Raw genomic sequence first — 19,381 nt, 5'->3', positions numbered from 1 at the left:
CGTCGATCAGCGATAGACCGGGAAACGCTTGGTCAGCTCGGCGACCTGCGCGCGCACGCGCTCGATCGTCGCTGCATCTTCCGGATTCTCCAGCACGTCCGCGATCAGGTTGCCCACCTGTTCCGCTTCCGCCGGACCGAAGCCGCGCGTCGTCATCGCCGGCGAACCGAGACGAATGCCGCTCGTCACGAACGGCTTTTCCGGATCGTTCGGGATCGCGTTCTTGTTCACCGTGATGTGCGCCGCGCCCAGTGCCGCTTCCGCTGCCTTGCCCGTGATGTTCTTTGCACGCACCGAGACGAATGCCGCTCGTCACGAACGGCTTTTCCGGATCGTTCGGGATCGCGTTCTTGTTCACCGTGATGTGCGCCGCGCCCAGTGCCGCTTCCGCTGCCTTGCCCGTGATGTTCTTTGCACGCAGGTCCACCAGCATCACGTGGCTTTCCGTGCGGCCCGACACGATCCGCAGCCCACGCTTCACCAGCGTTTCTGCCAGCACGCGGGCGTTCTCGACCACCTTCTCCTGGTACGCCTTGAACTCCGGCGACAGCGCTTCCTTGAACGCCACCGCCTTGCCCGCGATCACGTGCATCAGCGGGCCGCCCTGGATGCCCGGGAAGATCGCCGAGTTGATCGGCTTCTCGTACTCGGCCTTCATCAGGATCACGCCGCCGCGCGGGCCGCGCAGGCTCTTGTGCGTCGTCGTCGTCACGAAGTCCGCGTGCGGCACCGGGTTCGGGTACACGCCTGCCGCGATCAGGCCAGCGTAGTGGGCCATGTCGACCATCAGGTACGCACCGACCGACTTCGCGATCTTCGCCAGACGCTCGAAATCGATCTTCAGCGAGAATGCCGATGCGCCCGCGACGATCAGCTTCGGCTTGTGTTCCTGCGCGAGCTTCTCGGCCGCTTCGTAGTCGATGTCTTCGTTTTCGTTCAGGCCGTAGCTCACCACGTTGAACCACTTGCCCGACATGTTCACGGGCGAGCCGTGCGTCAGATGGCCGCCGTGCGCGAGGCTCATGCCCATGATCGTGTCGCCCGGCTTGAGCATCGCGAAGAACACGCCCTGGTTCGCCTGCGAACCGGAGTTCGGCTGCACGTTCGCGGCTTCCGCACCGAACAGCTGCTTCACGCGGTCGATCGCCAGCTGCTCGACCACATCCACGTATTCGCAGCCGCCGTAGTAGCGCTTGCCCGGATAGCCTTCGGCGTACTTGTTCGTGAGTTGCGAACCCTGCGCGGCCATCACCGCCGGGCTCGTGTAGTTTTCCGACGCGATCAGCTCGATGTGATCTTCCTGGCGGCGGTTTTCCTGCTCGATCGCGGCAAAGATTTCGGGATCGACGTTCGCAATGGTGCTTTGGGCTCTGTCAAACATACGGTTTCCGTTAAGTGTGTACAGGTTGACCGGAGCGGCCGAGTACGGTGCGCTGCTGGCGGGACCAGCTCGACGTGGCGGAAGAATCCGTATGACGCGAGGCAGGACAGCCACCGGCGATGCACGCGACGGCGCACAACGGCTGCCCAGGCGAACGGCAAAAACGGCGCCCCGCGCTTCACGGTGGGATGCTCCACCTTGAACCCGAAGGGTTCTATCGCCAGTCACGCAGGGGTGATGAGCGCGTTAGTGTATTGGATGCGTCATGAATAGGCAACCGCACGGCGGTGCGCCGGAAGCAATTGGGGCCAGACTCTACGCGCCCGTGCGGGAACGCTGTGCCGCCTTGCCGCGGTGCGGCAATCTCAGTAGGCTTGCGGGATATCACTCGCTATTTTGTCATCGACCAGGAGCAGCAATGATCGTGTTCGTCACAGGCGCGTCCGCCGGCTTCGGCGCCGCCATCGCCCGTGCTTTCGTCAAGGGAGGCCATCGCGTCGTCGCGACCGCGCGCCGCAAGGATCGTCTCGATGCACTCGCCGCCGAGCTCGGCGATTCCCTTCTGCCGCTGGAGCTCGACGTCCGCGACCGCGCGGCCGTCGAAGCCGTGCCGGCCGCCCTCCCCGCCGAATTCGCGGCGCTCGACGTGCTCGTCAACAACGCCGGCCTCGCGCTCGGCGTCGAGCCGGCCCAAAAGGCCAGCCTCGACGAATGGCACACGATGATCGACACGAACTGCACGGGGCTCGTCACGGTCACCCACGCACTGCTGCCCGGCATGATCGATCGCGGCCGCGGCCACATTTTCAATCTCGGCTCGGTCGCAGGTTCGTACCCTTATGCGGGCGGGAACGTCTACGGCGCGACCAAGGCTTTCGTCAGACAATTCAGTCTGAACCTGCGCGCGGACCTGCTGGGCACGCCGCTGCGCGTCACCGACATCGAGCCGGGCCTGTGCGGCGGCACCGAATTCTCGAACGTCCGCTATCGCGGCGACGACGCCAAAGCGGCGAACGTCTACAACAACGTCCAGCCGCTGATGCCCGAGGACATCGCCGACACGATCTACTGGATCGCGACGCGCCCGGCGCATGTCAACGTCAACACGATCGAGCTGATGCCGATCGCCCAAGCCCCCGGCGGCCCGACCGTCCACCGCGGCTGAAGCCACGCGGGCCCGGCCCTTCCGGGCCGGCCCGCGGTGTGCTACGGCATACTACATTCCGTTACGAATCGGTTACGAATCAGGCTCTTGCCTTCCGGTAGAATGCGCGCCATGACCCAGCCTACCCGCTCCCCGGAAGCGCCCTCCGGCTTCATCTGGCCGGTGCGCGTGTACTACGAGGATACCGACGCAGGCGGCATCGTCTTCTATGCCAACTACCTGAAGTTCTTCGAACGTGCCCGCACCGAGTGGCTGCGCGCATGCGGCATCGACCAGCGCCAGCTCGCCGACGATACCGACGCGATCTTCGTCGTCCGCAGCACGTCGCTCGACTACCGCGCCCCGGCGCGACTCGACGACACGCTGGCGATCACGAGCCGGCCCGGACGCATCGGCCGCGCATCGGTGGAATTCGCGCAGGAAGCCTGGTGCGGCAACACGCTGCTCGTGGCCGGACACATCCGTCTCGGCTGCGTCGACCGTACCGGCATCCGGCCCGCGGCCATCCCGCCGGCCGTGCTCGACGCCCTGCAGCGCGGGCCCGTCATCAACGACGGGCAGACTGCACTGTCAACGAAGCTCGCATGAGCGCCGTTTAGACGAAGCCTATGAACTTGCGTTTCTGATTCGATACTAAGCAAGGTTCGGCGCCAGGCATGGCCGGCGCGCCGCGCCACACGCATACCGGGCGCCCCGAAGGGACGTTACTCAAACCTCTATGAACACTTCTCAAGACCTGTCGATCATTTCCCTCGTCCTCAACGCGAGCGTGCTGGCCCAGGCCGTGATGGGGCTGCTGCTGCTGCTGTCGCTGATGTCGTGGACCTTCATCTTCCGCAAGTGGTTCGCGATCCGCCGCGCACGCGCGCAGACCGAACGCTTCGAGAAGGATTTCTGGTCGGGCGGCGACCTGCAGGCGCTGTACCAGAGCGCCGCCAACAACCGCCACACGATCGGCGCGCTCGAGCGGATCTTCGAATCGGGCATGCGCGAGTTCCTGAAGGCGAAGGAAAAGCGCATCAGCGATCCGGGCCTCGTGCTCGACGGTGCGCGCCGCGCGATGCGCGCGTCGTTCCAGCGTGAAATGGACGTACTCGAAGCGAACCTCGCGTTCCTCGCGTCGGTCGGCTCCGTCAGCCCTTACATCGGTCTGTTCGGCACGGTCTGGGGGATCATGAATTCGTTCCGCGGTCTCGCGAACGTGCAGCAGGCCACGCTCGCGAACGTCGCGCCGGGCATCGCCGAGGCGCTCGTCGCCACCGCGATCGGCCTGTTCGCCGCGATTCCGGCGGTGGTCGCATACAACCGCTACGCGCACGACATCGACCGCCTCGCGATCCGCTTCGAGACCTTCATCGAAGAGTTCTCGAACATCCTGCAGCGTCAGGCCCAGTAAGGAGCGCGCCATGGCAGGAAGTCCCATCCGATCCAGCATGCGCGGCGGCCGCTCGCGCCGCGCAATGGCCGACATCAACGTCGTGCCGTACATCGACGTGATGCTGGTGCTGCTCGTGATCTTCATGGTCACCGCACCGCTCGTCGCCCCGTCGATCATCAACCTGCCGACCGTCGGCAACGCCGCGCCGCAGGAGCAGACGCCGCCCGTCGTCGTCAACATCAAGGCCGATCGCACGATGAGCGTCAAGTACAAGGGCGACTCGGGCGCGACCCAGGAAGACACGATGTCGAAGGCCGAGCTCGACAGCTTCATCGTGGCCCGGCAGGCTGACCATCCCGACCAGCCGGTCGTGATCGCGGCCGACAAGACCGTGCAGTACGATGCCGTCATGACCGTGATGTCCGATCTGAAGGCGCGCGGCGTCAAGCGCGTCGGCCTCCTCGTCAAATCGCAATGAACCGGCAGCAATCCACGCGCAGTTCCGCCTACCCGCCTCAGCCTCCCCGCGAGCGCGGCACCTGGCGCGCATTCGCGCTCGCCGCGCTGATGCACGTGCTGCTCGCGCTGTTTCTGTATCACGGCGTGCAGTGGCAGAACAGCACGCCGGCCGGCGCCGAAGCCGAGCTGTGGACCGAGGTGCCCGATGTCCCGGCGCCGCGGCCCGTTGTCACACCCACGCCGCCCGTCAAGGTCGCGCCGCCCGCGCCCCCGGTGCGCGACGAGCAGGCCGACATCGCACTGCAACAGAAAAAGCGGCAGCAGGAAGCGGCCGCGCGTGAAGCGCTGCTCGAACAGCAGCGCCGCGCGCAGCAACTGAAGGCCCATCAGGAAGAGGAAGCGCGGCGCGCGCAGCTCGCGGCGCAGCAGGCCGCCGCACTCGCCGCACAGAAGGCCGCGGAACGCGACAAGCAGAAGCAGGCCGACAAGCTCAAGCAACAGCAGCTCGCCGAGCAGCAGAAGCTCGAACAGCAGAAACTCCAGCAGCAGAAGCAGGCGCAACTCGAAGCGCAGCAGGCGGCGAAGGCGAAGGCCGACGCAGCCGCGAAGGCAAAGGCGGAAGCCAAGGCCAAGGCGAAGGCCGAAGCCGCGGCGCGCGCGAAAGCCAGTGCGGCAGCGAACGCGAAGCTCGACCGCGAGCGCAGCGCACGCCTGGCACAGATGCAGGGCCTGTCCGGCGCCGGTGAAGGCGGCGGCGAAGGCCTCGCGAAAAGCGGCACGGGCACGGGCTCAGGCGGCAATGCCGCGACGCCCGGCTATGCCGACAAGGTGCGCCGCCGCGTCAAACCGAACATCGTTTGGGGCGGCGAGCGAGCAGGCCTGACCACCGTCGTCAAGATTCGGTGCACGCCGTCCGGTGACGTATTGAGCGCATCGGTTTCCCGCTCCAGCGGGAATTCGGGGTGGGATCAAGCCGTGGTGAATGCGATCCACGCGTCGGTCCCGTTGCCGCCCGATTCTAACGGTCGTACCCCGTCGGACATTACGATTACCTTCAAGGCGGCGGAGTGAAAAGAAATGCGCTTACACTCCGGGCGTCGCTGTCGGGCGGGAACGAATCGGGTATTTTTACTGTCTCTGCCGTTGCGCAGCGATCCAAGCCATACGGGAAGCAACAAGCATGAGTTTGATGACAAAGCTAGGTTTCAGGGCACTCGTGGCCTCGTGTCTGATTACGGCGGGCAGCGCCGCTAACGCCCAGGTCAACGTGCTGATCACCGGTGTCGGGTCGACCCAGTTCCCCATCGCCACGGCGAATTTCGCGAATGAGGCGAACCTGCCGCAGCAGGTCACGTCGATCGTCCGCGCCGACCTCGCCCGCAGCGGCAAATTCACCAACATCGACGCCGGCAGCACGCCCGTGCCGGAGAGCGCATCGGTCGATCTCGGCGCATGGAAGGCCAAGGGCGCGAATGCGTTCGTCGCCGGCAGCGTGAACCGCGAGGCGAACGGCCAGTACAAGGTCAACTTCATCCTGTACGACACCGTGAAGCAGCAAAGCCTCGGCGGCCTGTCCCTGACGGCCACCGACACCACGCTGCGCACGGCCGGCCACAAGATCGCCGACTACATCTACCAGAAGCTGCTCGGCGTGCGCGGCGTGTTCGCCACGCGCCTGTCGTACGTGATCAAGACCGGTAACCGCTACCAGCTGCAGATCTCGGATTCGGACGGCCAGAACGCGCGCATCGCGCTGTCGAGCACCGAACCGATCATCTCGCCATCCTGGTCGCCGAGCGGCACGAAGGTCGCGTATGTCTCGTTCGAGCGCAAGAAGCCGATCGTCTACATCCACGACCTGCCGACCGGCCGTCGCTACATCGTCTCCGACCAGAAGGGCAACAACAGCGCACCGGCGTGGTCGCCGGACAGCAACACGCTGGCCGTCGCGCTGTCGCTGACGGGCAATACGCAAATCTATACGGTCAACTCGACGGGCGGCGGCCTGCGCCGCCTCACGCAGAGCAGCTCGATCGACACCGAACCGTTCTACTCGCCGGACGGCCGCTGGATCTACTTCACGAGCGATCGCGGCGGCGCGCCGCAGATCTACCGGATGCCGGCACAGGGTGAAAGCGCCGGCGCCGCGCAGCGCGTGACTTTCACCGGCAGCTACAACACGAGTCCGCGCATCAGCCCGGACGGCAAGCTGCTCGCTTACATCTCCCGCACGGGTGGGGGCTTCAAGCTGTACGTTCAGGATCTGCAGAGCGGCGCGGCGAACGCCGTCACGAATACGAATCGCGACGAATCGCCGAGCTTCGCGGCAAACGGCCAGTACCTTCTGTACGCTACCCAGTCGGGTGGTCGCAATGTTCTGGCAGCAGTGCCCTCCGACGGCAGCGCGCCGCCGCAAATCCTGTCCGTCCAGGGCGGCTCCGTTCGTGAGCCGTCGTGGGGGCCCTTCATGCAATGACCACAAGGAGAGTAAACATGATGTCGAATAAAGCTCGTCTGGCCCTGGCCGTGATGATGATCAGCGCGCTCGCAGCGTGCAAGTCGGGCGTGAAGCTCGACGACAAGGCGAATGCCGGCGGTGCGGTCAGCACGCAACCGAGCGCCGACAACGTCGCGCAAGTGAACGTCGATCCGCTGAACGACCCGAACAGCCCGCTCGCGAAGCGCAGCATCTACTTCGACTTCGACAGCTATTCGGTGAAGGACGAGTACCAGCCGCTGATGCAGCAGCACGCTCAGTACCTGAAGAGCCACCCGCAGCGCCACGTGCTGATCCAGGGCAACACCGACGAACGCGGCACGAGCGAGTACAACCTCGCGCTGGGCCAGAAGCGTGCGGAAGCCGTCCGTCGTGCGATGGCACTGCTCGGCGTGAACGATTCGCAAATGGAAGCCGTGAGCCTCGGCAAGGAAAAGCCGCAGGCAGCGGGTCACGACGAAGCATCGTGGGCGCAGAACCGTCGCGCCGACCTCGTCTACCAACAGTAAGTAACGGAAGAATCGCCGTATGACGCACCGTGTATCCCTGCTGCGCGTTGCTGCAGCATTCTGCGTCGCCGGCGCGGCGTGGTCGGCCGCGCCGGCGCACGCCGGCGTGTTCGACGACAACGAAGCGCGCCGCGCCGTGCTCGATCTGCGCAGCAAAACCGACAACCTGGCGAGCCAGTTGTCCGCCGCCCAGCGTACGATCCTCGATCAATCCGGCCGTCTCGACCAGCTGAACCAGCAGGTCGCGACGCTGCGCGGCGAGAACGAGGACCTGACGAACCGGCTGACGACACTCGAGCGGCAGCAGAAGGAGTACTACCAGGATCTCGACACGCGGCTCAAGAAGTTCGAGCCGCAGCAGGCGACGATCGATGGTGTCGAAGGCACCGTGCAGCCGGGTGAAACGGATGCGCTCAGTGCGGCGCAGCAGCAGTTCCGCAATGGCAACTTCAAGGCGGCCGCGGCTTCGTTCCGCGCGTTCATCGCGAAGTATCCGCAGAGCCCCTACCAGCCGACCGCGCAGTACTGGTACGGCAATGCGCAATACGCGCTGCGCGACTACCGCGGTTCGACTGCAACGTGGCAAGGGATCGTCAGCAAGTTCCCGCAGCATCCGCGCGCAGCCGACGCCCTGGTGGCAATCGGCACGAACCAGCTCGAACAAGGCCAGAAGGCGGCCGCGAAGAAGACGTTCGAGCAGGTCGTGTCGCAGTACGCCGGGTCGAACGCTGCGCAGACCGCGCAGGGCAAGCTCGAGACGATCAAATAATTATCGCGGCGGGTTGTTGACAGCCTGACAGTCCGTCGCTATAATCTTTTGCTCTTCGGGTCGTTGCCCAAGTTGTTGAAGCAACGAACGAAACAGGTTTCAAGAATGTGGGGTGGTAACTCAGTTGGTTAGAGTATCTGACTTTTAATCAGAGAGTCGAGGGTTCGAGTCCCTCCCACCCTACCAACTATCTTTGATAGTGCAAATTAAAGCCTCCCAAGCGGAGGCTTTTTTGCGTCTGTCGCCGAGCGGCGTATGCCGCTCATTTTCATTTCACGGCCTAACGCCCATCGCGATCCCTCGCCTTGATCGCATCCCGCACACGACGCACACCGCCCCAAGGCGAGCTGAGCAACTATTGCGACGACTGTTCAGCAATTGCCTCTATCAGCGCCAAAATCACCTCGCGTTTGCGCGCGTCGAGCGCTCGAAATCCAGAGACGATCCGCTGCTCGTCTGGGTTTTCAAGCCGGGCGCTCTCTTCGCCGGTAAGCACGTACCAGACATCGACGCCAGCAAGTGCAATCGCGCTCAAGTAGTCAGAGTTCGGGCGCCTCATGCCCTTTTCGTACTGAAATTGTGCGTGTTTCTGGACCCCACCCAGCACCGCCAGTTCAGTCTGATTCAACCCCAAACGCAATCGCTCCCTTTTTAGTCGCACTTCAAAATCATTCATTTGATATTTTTTTCCCTTGACAATATATCAAACGGCTCTAAACTGAAATCCAGAAGTATCCAATTGCTAGTAGACCTCCCCCTAGCGGGGCGTTTGCGCGGGCCGACGCTGGCCGGGATTCCTCGATGCGGAGATTGCATGTCCCTCACCTATGAAATATGCGGCTCACTGTCTGTACGCGACAATTTTCGGCACTACCATGCGCAGCAATTCGCTCGAACCATTGCCGAGCCCGCAGACATCTACTTTGCGACCGATGCCGTCACACGATCCCTCGTAATTCGCATTCGTGGCGCACTGACAGACGACGAAACGAAATCGGTCGACGGCGCATTGGAACAATTCTCCCAGAAATGGGCGCAGACCGGCGCAATCTTCAGGCGAGTGCGCTACGGCGAGGTGTCGTTCGTGCCTGTTGGATTCGCTTTGCACGCTGAACTGCTTAAGAAGCTCATCGATGAGCAGACTCGACTGGAAGCCCTTCTACAGCGTCAGGCACGGATTCTCGAAAAGTTTCTGCCTACTGCGAGCTAGCGTACGGGCTCACCAACATTCGAGCGCCAACCGCAACGCTTTGGAGTCAAACCAACGGAGGTTCAGCATGAAAGAGGTAGCGCCTTATGTCCTGACCGGAGCCCTGGCCGTGCAGGACGATTTCGAAGACGAGCAACTCGACCGAGTATCCCGCCATCTAGGGGGTATCGCCACGGTGTATGCGAAGCACGACAAGATTGCTCACACTGTCGCACTGCGCATCTCCGGCACGCTGGTACGTGACGACGTGCGCTATATCGAGCAGCGTGTGGAGCGGTTCGCGGAGGAAAACGCCCGCGTCGCCGCGATTCTCATCAGCGAGTGGAATGGTGTGACGAGCGAGCTCGTTGTCGGTATGAACTGGGACGCACAGTGTCTGCTCAGGCTCGGCGCTGCACAAGAACAGCTCGGGAAGCTAACGGAACAGTACTTCGACTTTCTGCTGCGTATCGAACCTCCAAGTTCCCCTGTCAACGGTAGCCCGCTCGTGCGTGTCGCGATCGAAGCACAAAACGCTCAGTGTTCGACAGATAGGTTCGCTCCCTAACCCAGTCTCCGAGAGTCGCCTGTTTGAACGGCCCGACCAAGAAAGGCCGCGGCTCATTGAATCGTTACATGTAACGCTGTATTCTTCGTTACATGTAACAGGAGGCCACAATGGCAGCTACCACTTCCGAGCGTGTTCGAATCCACCGCGAGAATCTTCGTGCTGCCGGCCTGCGCCCAATTCAGATCTGGGTGCCCGACGTCCGCCAACCGGGTTTCGCCGATGAATGCGCTCGGCAATCGCGCATGGTCCACCAGAGCATCGACGAGAGTGATCTGCTCGATTTCATTGAACAGGCCACGGATCTCGGACACTCACAATGAATCGGGGGAGCATTGTCACAGTTGCGCTCCAAGGTGACTTCGGCAAGGCCCGGCCGGCGCTCGTGGTGCAGTCGGACCTGTTCGCCGAACATCCCAGTGTAACGTTGCTGCTGATGTCGAGCTCAATAGTTGATGCGCCCTTGATACGCATCACTGTTGCCCCATCCGAGCAGAACGGCTTGCGCATGCCAACCCAGATTGCCGTAGACAAAATGTTCACCGTGCGCCGCGAAAAAATCGGTCGGCCCATCGGCCACCTCGAAGATGAACTGATGGTTGCCGTCAATCGTTCGCTACTAGTTTTTCTAGGACTAGCGTAACCGAGCCGCAAAAAACAGCGGGAGGGATTTCAATACAAGACACAATGCCCCCTCTCCGACTGCTGCATCAGTGAGAGTCGGCGCTTACCGGCCTTGATCGCGACCTTTTTGTTTACCGGGGGCGACTTAGCACTATGGTCGCCGTGTATACGCCTGTCAACGCCAAACCTACCCAGTTGCCACGCTGGCACGCCCTTCCTAGATTCGAATCAATGCAGCGATCCATCTGCGTGCCTTGCAAGGTCGGGGAAGCGACGCGCTTGCCGTCGTCGCTATCCGGGTACCACACCGCTTCCAACATGCGCCAAACATGAGCAAACAAGCCCGAGCCAGACTAAGCGTTGAACTCGGCCCGCTAAAGCGGGAGTGGGACGCATATTGTGCACAGCGTGGCATGACACCCAGCGAGGGTTTGCGACAGTTCGTTGCGAAGGTCATTGCAAACGCTACAAACCGACCGCAGCCACATCAACCCCTACCGCCGCGACAAGGCCCGTGCAAACAAATTGGGATCGCGTTGACCCACGCCGAGCTGGCGCGCGTAAGGAGTGCGGCCTATCTTGATGGCTTTACGGCAAATCGATGGATTGTTGCACTGATCCGCGCATACCTTACGGACGAACCGCAGCTGGGTAACCGAGAATTGACGCTTCTCGCCGAATCAAATCAACAGCTCGCGGTAATTCGGAGGCAGCTCGGCGAGCTTGCAAGAGACGTCAACGCAAGCGGATGTATGGACGGGCTCGATGGGGAGCAAATCCATGCCACGATCGACGCCCATCTACGTACCGTGGCGAAGCTGCTGCGCAGAAACCTCGATCGCTGGAGCCGGTGATATGTCCTTTCCGAGAGTCTACGTCGACGAACTGTTGCTCAACTGGGGAGATCGCCTGTTTCACGATCCCCTGCGGCATGTTCGGCCACCGCGTCTTTCGGAATGGACGTTCCACCGAGATGCAACGCATCTGCGCGAGAAGCTGATGATGACACTTCGAGGCGCCCCCGAAGTGATGGTCAAGATCAGCAATAGAGCATCCGGTCCGCAGGGAATGAGCGTAGTCCGTCGTCACTTGAAGTACATTTCGCGCGACGGTTGTGTCGAACTGGAGGACCAGGACGAATGCCTGATTGCCGGAAAGCAGGCATTGGATGCTCTAATCGAGCAATGGCATGTTGGCGGATGGGGCATCCCCCAAGAAAGCAAACGTCGAGAGACGCTCAACGTGTTGCTGTCGATGCCCCCGGGTACCGACCGCCAGGCGGTATGGGAGGCGGCACGGGCATTTGCACACGAAACTTTCGGTGACGGACGCCCGTATGTATTCGCGAAACACGATGACGAGGCACATCCCCACGTACATATGAGTATTCACACCCGTGGCCCGGACGGCCGGCGGCTCAATCCACGCAAACGAGATTTGCATCAATGGCGAGAAGCGTTCGCCCAACAACTTCGCGCACACGGCGTCGACGCAAATGCGACTCCCAAAATGGTGCGCGGCCAAACTCGGCGACCTTCGAAGCAGGCAGCCATTTGGAGGGCGCCACACGAGATTCCGGTCCACTCGCCCGTAACCGACGAGCGGGCACGCCATACCTTGTGGGAGGCACACATCGAGACTTTGAGCGCCTGGCATCAAATTGCACGCACGTTGGCTATCTCCAATGTCCCAGAAGATCGGGCAATGGCGATAGGCATCGTAGAGTTCGTACGGCAAATGCCCATTTGTTCGTTGGGGCCAACGAACATGCTGCAAGTCCCCGGCTCGCTGCCATGGCCCACCGGGTCGACCGAGCGAGAACGCTCGCCTGCTGTACCGAATCTGCAAACGGACAGAAGTCTCCCGCCATCGTTAGATATTGAGCGCTGATGACTGACCGCCATAAGGGCATAATCCGGATACCGTATCGTGCGCCCGCCGTATGCCGCCCGTCCCGCTCCTGGAATCCAACGTAATTCCCGGTGATACGCGACCGATACTTGGACGCCCCCCCGAAAATGGGAACTCCGGTTAGCGACACAATATGCGCTGCCCTATTGCGAACAAGCCGGTGACACGCACGGCATCAGAGAGGGAAGCCACTGATGAAGCGCGAAGCAGCTATCCATAGCGATCGATCAGTTCGTTGACACCGACGTCGCCGCCGCAACCAGCTCCTGCGCCACGACCGCGTTCGGCGCGCCGGCGGTCCCTGCTGGCCGATTCAGCGCACGTGCCTCCTCCGACCGGTCGCCGTGTGAACCGAGTTGCCCGGCGATTACCGCGACGGATGTGTCGCTGTGGCGGGTGACGTACACACGTTTGCCGTCCGGTATGACTGCGATACCGAATGGCCCGTTACGGACAACGATGACAGCCAGCGCATCGGTCGCCGCGGACACGGTCGGAACGGGCACAGTCTGCGCGCACGCGTCGGCCGCCAGCATCGCAATCCGCGGAAAACACGGCCCGATGCAGCACGCGCAACTTGAAATAGACTGTCACTCCTTGGCTCCTGGAAGAGAGGCATACAGCGTCGAACGGAGCGTCAGCGCACGCTCACGTCCCGCAGCACCGCGCCATATCCCGCATACAGATTGCCCTCGGGCAGCAACCGCCGCTCGGCAAGCTGCCGATGCACGACCGGCAGGTGGTGGAACGGCATACGCGCGAACAGGTGATGTTCGATATGAAAATGAATCGCGTGCGGGCCGAACAGGAACGTCTGCCACGAACGCCGGACGATCGTGCGCGCGTTGCGGCTCTGGTCGGCACAGGCCGGCAGCCCCGCATGCTCGAAGATCGCGCGCACCTGCCCGGCGAGCGGCAGCAGCGTGACGGACGGCACGATCCACAACGTGACATACAGCAGCGGATGCCCAGCCCATGCGAGCGCGCCGAACAGCACACCATTGCCAGCCAGCATCGACGCGACTTCCCACGCGGCGTACGCACGCGACTTCCCGACCTTCGGCATTGCATGTGCAAACTCGCCGCGGGCGAGCTTCACGACGCTCGTCACGTAGCCGATCCCGCATGCGTACGCGAGCAGGCGGCCGATCAACCGCCCGCGCGTCACCGGATAGTCGTGCACGCCAAAGAGCAGCGCGACGGGATCGTCTGGCTCCATCGGTGCGCGATGGTGTTTCAGATGGCCGGCACGATACGTCCGCAGCGACAACCACAGCGGGCCGGCCGCGAACAGTTGGCCCACCGCGTCGTTGACGCGCCGGTTCCGCGCCAGCAAACCGTGCGCACCTTCGTGCATCATGACCGCGAGCGCAAGCTGGCTGCGCGCGATTACGATCGCTGCCAACGCGTACACGAGCGGATGCGCAAACACGATCGCAACCGCGAACGCGGCGGCAATCATCAGCCAGTCACCTGCCAGCGCAGCGCCGACGCGCGATGCGCTCACGCGGAACAACGCCGGATCGGGCACGAACCGCGCAAGCCCGGCGTTCGGCCCGGCTTGGTGAACACGGGGGGTATCGGTCACGCGAGCCTCCCGCGCAGCGATCGCCGCTCGACCCACAGCGCACTGACCATCGCGAGTGCCACGCCGCCCAGCACATCGGCCACCGTATGCTGCTTGAGCGTCAGCGTCGACGTGCAGATCAGCAGGCCGACCGCCACGGTCACGAGCCGTCGCCGGTCCGCCAGCATCCGGCAGGCAAGGCACGTCACCGCGACATGCAGGCTCGGAAAACCATTTGCCGCGAGATCGAGCTGCCACATGCGCGCGAGACGGTGACGCACGAACGTGTTGCCGATCTCCGCGACGTCGGGCCGCGGCACGGCCTCCGGAAACAGCAGGAAACACGCGACACCGAGCACGAACGCGATCAGCACGGCCTCCTTGAACGCGGCGAACGCGGGCGGCCGCGCATACGCGGCAAGCGCAATCACGAACGGGAAGAAGCCGACATAGACGAACCACGACCACGCGATGAACGGAATCCGCGCATCGATCGACGTGGCGAACACGTAGCGCGGCGTGACGCTGCGCTCCAGCAGAAAGAAGATCGCGAGGCCGGCTGCCATGCCGAACGTCGCGGCCAGCATCTGCCGGATGTCGGGCCGGCGAGCGTCACGAAACGACAGCGAATTCATCGGGGTGCCGGCGCCTCGCATCGCGTCTCCGTATCGGCCACCTTCGCATGCGGCAGCAACGCGAGGAGGCGTGACGTCCAAGCGTCCACACGCGCACGTGCATGCTCGCGGCCGGCGATCGTCCGTGCCCGCGTACCGGGGTGGCGCATCAGTTCGGCGGCAGCCTGCCCGACTTCCCGCCGGAACTCGACTGCGTCGCCGCGCCACGTGACGACCCGATGCACGAGTTGCAGTTGCGCGGCGCGCGCTGCGTTGCTCGCCTGCTCGGGCTGGTCGGACTGCACGAGCAGGATCGGGCGGTGATACACGTGTGCGATCGACAGCGCGGCCATGCCGGGTGCGGACACGATCAGCGGAGCATGGGCGGCGCGCGTCACCCAGTCGGCGTCGACGCCGGTCCAGCCGTCGTGCCCGGCATAGCCCTCGCCCACGCGATGGGTGGCGAGCCCCGCGTCGCGCATGCCGGCGGACAACGCATCGGCGAGCGCGATATCGCGAAAGTGCGGGTTCAGGTAAATGGCGGCCGCAGCCGGTTCCGAAGCCGGCCGCTCGGCGACGATCGGCACCGGCGTCGGCAGCCGGCAATGCGTGCACGATCGCCGGACGTCATCGGCGGCATCGTATGCAAAATCGTGTTCGATGCAGCACCGCGCCGAATCGATCTGCCAGTCGACGATCCGTGCAAATGCGCGCGCCAGTGCGCGCGGCAGACGTGCGTCGAAATTCGCGGTCAACGCGCGGCGCAGGCTGCCGCCGTACACGTGGACGATGCGGCGTCGCCAACCCGGCATCGCGCCCATGAACAGCAGCGCCGGATGAAACGAGTCGTTGATCACGAGATCGGCATCGCGGACGATCGCACCCAGCCGCGCGATGTCACGCGGCATGCGCGTCGGCCTGAACACGTAGTGCGCGACATTGCGATCGGTCGCGTCGCGCAGCATGTTCTGCCGTTCGTCGAACTGCACCGCGTAGTGACGGGACAGCACGGCCGCGTCGATGTCGAACGCAGCCAGGAACGCCTGCCCCACATCGGACGTCGTCAGCACGTCGACCTGCGCGCCGGCCGCACGCAGCGCATGCACGAGCAGTTGCGCGCGCATCAGGTGGCCGCGTGCGTCGGCCGTCGCGAGATAGACGATTCGCGGCATCATGCGCGCGGACGAAGCGACTGGAACCAGCCGGCCGCGACCATCGCCAGCGCGCCCGTCACGCCGAAACCGGCTTCGATCGCGCGGATCTCGTTCAGCAACGCGGCGAGATGCGCTGCCTCGGACGGCGCAACCAGACGGCGCAGCGTGTCCGAGCAGAGCCTGACATGCCGCGTCTCGTCGGCGAGCACGCGCGAGAGCAGCGGGTACAACGGATGTGCATCGCCGATCGTCGCGCAGTGACGCGCGAGCACACGCATCGCCATCTGTTCCGCACATAACCCCGTCGCATAGGCCGGCACGAGCACGCCTTGCGAGAAATGCGGCGCATGGCGCTGCGCAAGCCGGCGCCATCGCATGATCTTGCGCCGGCTCAACCAGTCGGGCTCATGCGGTGCAGTCGACGGCGCGACGCCGCGCTCGCGCAGCGCATCGGCGAACGCCGCGGCGTGGCGACGCTCGTCCGCGAGGTGCTGCTCGATCCGCGGCGCAAGCCAGTCCGGTGGCTGTCCGGTCCAGTCCTCGTGCAACGCGCACTCGGTCGCTTCCTCGCCGATCAGGTACATGCGCAGCACCCAGCGCTCGCCATGTGTACTGCGATGCAACTGCCGGATCGCCGCCCGCTTGAGGCGATCGACGAGGTACGCGCGCACCCGCGCCGCCCCGTGCGGCACGGGCGCCTCGAGACAGTCGAAGCATGCCTCGTGCGCTGCCTGCGGCGACGCCGGCAGTTCGCCTGCTGCGCTCATGCCGGCTCGCCTCGTGCGGACGCAGATTTCGTCGCAGCCGCCGCAGCGCCGGCAGGATCGCGGCGCCATCCGAGGATCAGGCCGATGAAGCTTTCCTGCATGAACGCATGCGCGGATGCGGTCGCCCCCGCAAATGCTTCCTCGCGGCCGTTGACGCGCAGATAGCCGCTGCCGTCACGCGCGCCGAATTCGATCCGGTCGTTCTTCCTGAAGCCGCGCGTGCGCATGTCCTTCACCAGCGCGCTGCCGTCCAGGCCGAACAGGAACAGCTCGCGCTGGGCGACCCACACCGGAATGTGATTGCTCAGCGCATCGAAACGAATCGTCCACGTGCCGGCTGCGAGTGCGCGATCGACGTCGGCATCGTGAGGCGCGTTCGACGTAAAGCTCGCACGCGCGACCGACTTCGTCAGGCCGCCGACGCCAAGCCCAATCGTGATGTCATCCGCGGACGGCTGTTTCGGATCGGTCGCGCTCACCTTCACGAGATGCCGCGCGAGCCGCGATGCCAGCGACGGATGCGCGAACAGTGCCAGCGTTTCGTCCGGCGTGAGCACGTCGCGCTCGCCGCCGCCCTCCTTCACCCGCACGCGATATGGATCGATCCGGACATCGGTGAACGTGCCGCGCACGGGCGCATGGACGTACACATCGCGGTCCCATTTCGCGCCGTCGCGACGCAGCAGCACGTGCACGCTCAGCGGCACGCGCCGGCCGTCGCCGTCGACGCCCGTGCCCTGCAGCAGCACGTCGCCGAGCACGTCCTTCGTGCGGCGCGCTGCATCGCTCGAGAAGACGATCGCGTGCGCATCGGTATCGATGCTCGCGTGAACGTCCGGCGCATCGAGCGCGACGCGATTGCAGTCCGCGGCGGCCGCGTTCGCGAACGGGCAGCCGCTTTGCGATGCGAAGTGGTAGATCCCGCGTCCCGCATGGTCGACCGGCGCGGCATGGGCGCCGACGCTGGCGGCAAACAGGGCGAGGCAGGCAACACGGGTGGCGAGAGTGGGCATGGTCGTTGTCAGGATGGATGCAGGGTGTCGGCGTGTCGTGACCGCGCGTGATGCGCGGCGCCGGTTCAATGACGGTGATAGGACAGCGCTTCGAGATCGCGCCGCGCCGATGCACGCCCGGCGAGACCGAAACCGCGCGCGAGCGCGCCGAGCGTATCGACGGCGGACGCCGCGATCGTGACGCCGACGGCCGCGAGATAGCGGGCAGCGCCCAGTCGCGGCAACTGCTGGCGATTGAGCGCGCGCAGGCTGTAGCCGAGCCGCATCGCCATCACGCAGAACGGGCCGAGCGGGCCGCTGCGGCCGAGCCACTGCCAGCCGCGCGGCAGGTACGCGTTCACGAGATACGGCGTCAGGCCGACGCTGTCCTCGCCGCGCATCCAGCGCAGCTTCAGCGATTCGCGTTGCGTGTCCGGCAGCCGATGTTCGGTGTGCGCGTCCGGCGCGAACTCGACGGCTACACCAGCTGCCTGCATCCGCAGCCCCATCACCTGGCAATGCGCGCGATAGACGCCGTCGAGCGGCTCGTAGCGGAATCGCGCGAACACGTCGCGGCGGAACGCGACGTTGTTCGCGTAGAAATTGCGCGTCGCACCGTCACGCAGCGGGCTCGGGAAATACATGAAATCGATCGACGTCAGCGCGGTGCCGAGCACGTTCGGCGCATAGCTGGTGCGCCCCGCCACCGCGACGGGCGCACCGCCCGCTTCGCGCGCGAACGGTGCGAGCAGGTGCTCGAGCCAGTCGTCGGCCGGCCGGCAATCGGCATCGGCGAACACGACGATGTCGCAGCGGGCCGCGTCGACGTGGTCGAACCCGTCGTTCTTCGCGTCGTAGTAGCCGGTGCTCGCGCCGATCTCGACGAAATCGATCGGGCGGCCGGCCAGCGCGGCGATCTCCGCGCACGCATCGGCCGGCAGGCCCTCGTGCGTGATGATCCATTGCGCGAGTGCCGCGGGCGGCACGGTCTGCCTCGACAGCGCCGAGACGAGACGCTTCAGGCTGTCGACGGCCTGCACGAGCCCCGCGCCGCCGCGCAGGTTGTTCGTCTCCAGCACGAGCGCGGCCTGCGCCGCCACGGCGCGGGCCGCCGCGCGGGTGTGCCGCGTGGTTTCTGTGAAGTCTGGCATCCGGAATATCTCCATCGTCATGCGCACCGGCATGGATGAAACAACGAATGGGCGGGGAGCCCGCCGCGCATCGGCGAATGCGGGTCGCCCGCGACCGTCGTCGCAAAGCAGGCGGCCTGGAAGGCGCCCGCTTCGCGTGCCGTCACTCCTGGACGGACGGCGCCGATTCGGCGTCGGGATAGCGCGGCTTCGCGTTCTGCAGGTCGCGCGTGTTCTTCTGCACGGCGACCGAGCCGAACAGCGCGAGCACGAACGACATCGCGTAGAAGCCCTTTTCGCTCAACTGCAGCGTCGCGTTGAAGAGGCCGACGACCAGCAGCGCGATCGACAGCAGCAGCGCGATCCAGCTGAGGCCGTAGTAGATGCCGGTGACGGGAATGCCTTCCGCGCGATCGCGGACGCTCTTCTGCAGCGAGATTGCCGCATAGAGACCGAACACCAGCACGGTGAAGTAGTAGCCCTTCTCGTTGAGCTGCATGCCGGCGTTCCAGAGACCGATCAGGAATGCCGCGAAACCGGCGAGCAGCGCGGCCCACGAGGCGGCCACGAACGCGAACGACGGCTGCTGGATGGTGGTCTGGTTCATTGCTTTGCCCTCTCTTTCTTCTTGTTCGAAATCGTTTTCGTTGAACTGCGTTTCGCGCATGGTAGCAGCTTTGGCGCATACCACGACAGCCTCGCTTGCA

Annotated in this window: 23 protein-coding genes, 1 tRNA gene, 2 pseudogenes and 1 riboswitch; of the genes and pseudogenes, 15 read left to right on the top strand and 11 right to left on the bottom strand. The window is 64.4% G+C overall.

What is annotated here, in order from left to right; genetic code table 11:
• Nucleotides 1-6 precede the first annotated feature (6 nt).
• Together glyA (CFB50_RS40615) and glyA (CFB50_RS04060) are read right to left on the bottom strand one after the other, a co-directional pair.
• A pseudogene (glyA, locus tag CFB50_RS40615) lies at nucleotides 7-180 on the bottom strand (serine hydroxymethyltransferase); the annotation flags it as partial.
• Nucleotides 181-289: 109 nt separating this feature from the next.
• Nucleotides 290-1,381, bottom strand: a pseudogene (gene glyA / locus CFB50_RS04060) (serine hydroxymethyltransferase); the annotation flags it as partial.
• A gap of 137 nt (nucleotides 1,382-1,518) precedes the next feature.
• A riboswitch (ZMP/ZTP riboswitch) is annotated at nucleotides 1,519-1,619 on the bottom strand.
• Between the two features lie 180 nt (nucleotides 1,620-1,799).
• Between glyA (CFB50_RS04060) and CFB50_RS04050 the strand changes: the two are divergent.
• The 9 genes from CFB50_RS04050 (at nucleotide 1,800) to CFB50_RS04010 (ending at nucleotide 8,344) form a co-directional block, all read left to right on the top strand.
• Nucleotides 1,800-2,546, top strand: a complete 747-nt coding sequence (locus tag CFB50_RS04050) for an SDR family NAD(P)-dependent oxidoreductase (RefSeq protein WP_089445009.1) — start codon at nucleotides 1,800-1,802, stop codon at nucleotides 2,544-2,546.
• Between the two features lie 102 nt (nucleotides 2,547-2,648).
• Nucleotides 2,649-3,134 carry a tol-pal system-associated acyl-CoA thioesterase gene (gene ybgC, locus CFB50_RS04045; RefSeq protein ID WP_089445008.1) on the top strand — a complete coding sequence of 162 codons (486 nt, stop codon included), beginning with the start codon at nucleotides 2,649-2,651 and terminating at the stop codon, nucleotides 3,132-3,134.
• Nucleotides 3,135-3,264: 130 nt separating this feature from the next.
• Complete coding sequence (gene tolQ / locus CFB50_RS04040; protein ID WP_021157170.1) at nucleotides 3,265-3,942, top strand: protein TolQ; 678 nt, start codon at nucleotides 3,265-3,267, stop codon at nucleotides 3,940-3,942.
• Between the two features lie 10 nt (nucleotides 3,943-3,952).
• Complete coding sequence (gene tolR / locus CFB50_RS04035; RefSeq protein WP_089445007.1) at nucleotides 3,953-4,402, top strand: protein TolR; 450 nt, start codon at nucleotides 3,953-3,955, stop codon at nucleotides 4,400-4,402.
• Nucleotides 4,399-5,454: a cell envelope integrity protein TolA gene (gene tolA, locus CFB50_RS04030; RefSeq protein ID WP_089445006.1), complete on the top strand. Its 1,056-nt coding sequence runs from the start codon at nucleotides 4,399-4,401 to the stop codon at nucleotides 5,452-5,454. The genes tolR and tolA overlap by 4 nt, the downstream gene beginning before the upstream one ends.
• A gap of 109 nt (nucleotides 5,455-5,563) precedes the next feature.
• Complete coding sequence (tolB, locus tag CFB50_RS04025; RefSeq protein ID WP_089445005.1) at nucleotides 5,564-6,859, top strand: Tol-Pal system beta propeller repeat protein TolB; 1,296 nt, start codon at nucleotides 5,564-5,566, stop codon at nucleotides 6,857-6,859.
• Between the two features lie 17 nt (nucleotides 6,860-6,876).
• Nucleotides 6,877-7,389, top strand: a complete 513-nt coding sequence (gene pal / locus CFB50_RS04020; protein ID WP_089424598.1) for a peptidoglycan-associated lipoprotein Pal — start codon at nucleotides 6,877-6,879, stop codon at nucleotides 7,387-7,389.
• Nucleotides 7,390-7,408: 19 nt separating this feature from the next.
• Nucleotides 7,409-8,158: a tol-pal system protein YbgF gene (gene ybgF, locus CFB50_RS04015; RefSeq protein ID WP_011351071.1), complete on the top strand. Its 750-nt coding sequence runs from the start codon at nucleotides 7,409-7,411 to the stop codon at nucleotides 8,156-8,158.
• Between the two features lie 109 nt (nucleotides 8,159-8,267).
• A tRNA-Lys gene (locus CFB50_RS04010) sits at nucleotides 8,268-8,344 on the top strand.
• 169 nt (nucleotides 8,345-8,513) lie between these two features.
• Here CFB50_RS04010 and CFB50_RS04005 read toward each other — a convergent pair.
• Entirely contained in the window at nucleotides 8,514-8,834 is a 321-nt protein-coding gene (locus CFB50_RS04005) for a helix-turn-helix domain-containing protein (protein WP_069247240.1), read from the bottom strand.
• Nucleotides 8,835-8,972: 138 nt separating this feature from the next.
• Here CFB50_RS04005 and CFB50_RS04000 point away from each other — a divergent pair, with 138 nt between their 5' ends.
• The 6 genes from CFB50_RS04000 (at nucleotide 8,973) to CFB50_RS03975 (ending at nucleotide 12,429) form a co-directional block, all read left to right on the top strand.
• A complete protein-coding gene (locus tag CFB50_RS04000; protein ID WP_174946159.1) occupies nucleotides 8,973-9,368 on the top strand; it encodes a hypothetical protein in 396 nt (131 codons plus the stop codon).
• Nucleotides 9,369-9,435: 67 nt separating this feature from the next.
• Nucleotides 9,436-9,915, top strand: a complete 480-nt coding sequence (locus CFB50_RS03995) for a hypothetical protein (protein ID WP_069249225.1) — start codon at nucleotides 9,436-9,438, stop codon at nucleotides 9,913-9,915.
• A 110-nt stretch (nucleotides 9,916-10,025) separates the two neighbouring features.
• A complete protein-coding gene (locus CFB50_RS03990; RefSeq protein WP_069247238.1) occupies nucleotides 10,026-10,238 on the top strand; it encodes an antitoxin MazE family protein in 213 nt (70 codons plus the stop codon).
• Nucleotides 10,235-10,558, top strand: a complete 324-nt coding sequence (locus CFB50_RS03985) for a type II toxin-antitoxin system PemK/MazF family toxin (protein ID WP_069247237.1) — start codon at nucleotides 10,235-10,237, stop codon at nucleotides 10,556-10,558. The genes CFB50_RS03990 and CFB50_RS03985 overlap by 4 nt, the downstream gene beginning before the upstream one ends.
• Nucleotides 10,559-11,075: 517 nt before the next feature.
• Nucleotides 11,076-11,393 carry a hypothetical protein gene (locus tag CFB50_RS40485; protein ID WP_231937745.1) on the top strand — a complete coding sequence of 106 codons (318 nt, stop codon included), beginning with the start codon at nucleotides 11,076-11,078 and terminating at the stop codon, nucleotides 11,391-11,393.
• Between the two features lies 1 nt (nucleotide 11,394).
• Nucleotides 11,395-12,429: a relaxase/mobilization nuclease domain-containing protein gene (locus CFB50_RS03975; RefSeq protein ID WP_083265841.1), complete on the top strand. Its 1,035-nt coding sequence runs from the start codon at nucleotides 11,395-11,397 to the stop codon at nucleotides 12,427-12,429.
• 248 nt (nucleotides 12,430-12,677) lie between these two features.
• Here the strand turns inward: CFB50_RS03975 and CFB50_RS03970 are convergent, their stop codons facing one another.
• From CFB50_RS03970 to yiaA, 8 genes are all read right to left on the bottom strand, one after another.
• The gene (locus CFB50_RS03970) at nucleotides 12,678-12,986 is read right to left on the bottom strand and encodes a hypothetical protein (protein ID WP_069247235.1); all 309 of its coding nucleotides are present in this window, start codon (nucleotides 12,984-12,986) and stop codon (nucleotides 12,678-12,680) included.
• A 101-nt stretch (nucleotides 12,987-13,087) separates the two neighbouring features.
• A complete protein-coding gene (locus CFB50_RS03965) occupies nucleotides 13,088-14,038 on the bottom strand; it encodes a fatty acid desaturase family protein (protein WP_069247234.1) in 951 nt (316 codons plus the stop codon).
• Entirely contained in the window at nucleotides 14,035-14,652 is a 618-nt protein-coding gene (locus tag CFB50_RS03960) for a phosphatase PAP2 family protein (RefSeq protein WP_089446026.1), read from the bottom strand. Before CFB50_RS03960 ends, CFB50_RS03965 begins: the two co-directional genes overlap by 4 nt.
• Complete coding sequence (locus CFB50_RS03955; RefSeq protein ID WP_089445003.1) at nucleotides 14,649-15,806, bottom strand: hypothetical protein; 1,158 nt, start codon at nucleotides 15,804-15,806, stop codon at nucleotides 14,649-14,651. Before CFB50_RS03955 ends, CFB50_RS03960 begins: the two co-directional genes overlap by 4 nt.
• Nucleotides 15,803-16,552: a hypothetical protein gene (locus tag CFB50_RS03950; RefSeq protein ID WP_089445002.1), complete on the bottom strand. Its 750-nt coding sequence runs from the start codon at nucleotides 16,550-16,552 to the stop codon at nucleotides 15,803-15,805. Before CFB50_RS03950 ends, CFB50_RS03955 begins: the two co-directional genes overlap by 4 nt.
• Nucleotides 16,549-17,565 carry a hypothetical protein gene (locus tag CFB50_RS03945; protein WP_089445001.1) on the bottom strand — a complete coding sequence of 339 codons (1,017 nt, stop codon included), beginning with the start codon at nucleotides 17,563-17,565 and terminating at the stop codon, nucleotides 16,549-16,551. The genes CFB50_RS03950 and CFB50_RS03945 overlap by 4 nt, the downstream gene beginning before the upstream one ends.
• Nucleotides 17,566-17,630: 65 nt before the next feature.
• Nucleotides 17,631-18,695, bottom strand: a complete 1,065-nt coding sequence (locus CFB50_RS03940; protein WP_089445000.1) for a glycosyltransferase — start codon at nucleotides 18,693-18,695, stop codon at nucleotides 17,631-17,633.
• 142 nt (nucleotides 18,696-18,837) lie between these two features.
• The gene (yiaA, locus tag CFB50_RS03935) at nucleotides 18,838-19,281 is read right to left on the bottom strand and encodes an inner membrane protein YiaA (protein ID WP_069249222.1); all 444 of its coding nucleotides are present in this window, start codon (nucleotides 19,279-19,281) and stop codon (nucleotides 18,838-18,840) included.
• Between the last annotated feature and the right edge of the window lie 100 nt (nucleotides 19,282-19,381).

The sequence above is a fragment of the Burkholderia sp. AU33423 genome (assembly GCF_002223135.1).
Taxonomy (GTDB): domain Bacteria; phylum Pseudomonadota; class Gammaproteobacteria; order Burkholderiales; family Burkholderiaceae; genus Burkholderia; species Burkholderia lata_D.
This window is presented reverse-complemented; position numbering and strand designations above follow the sequence as displayed.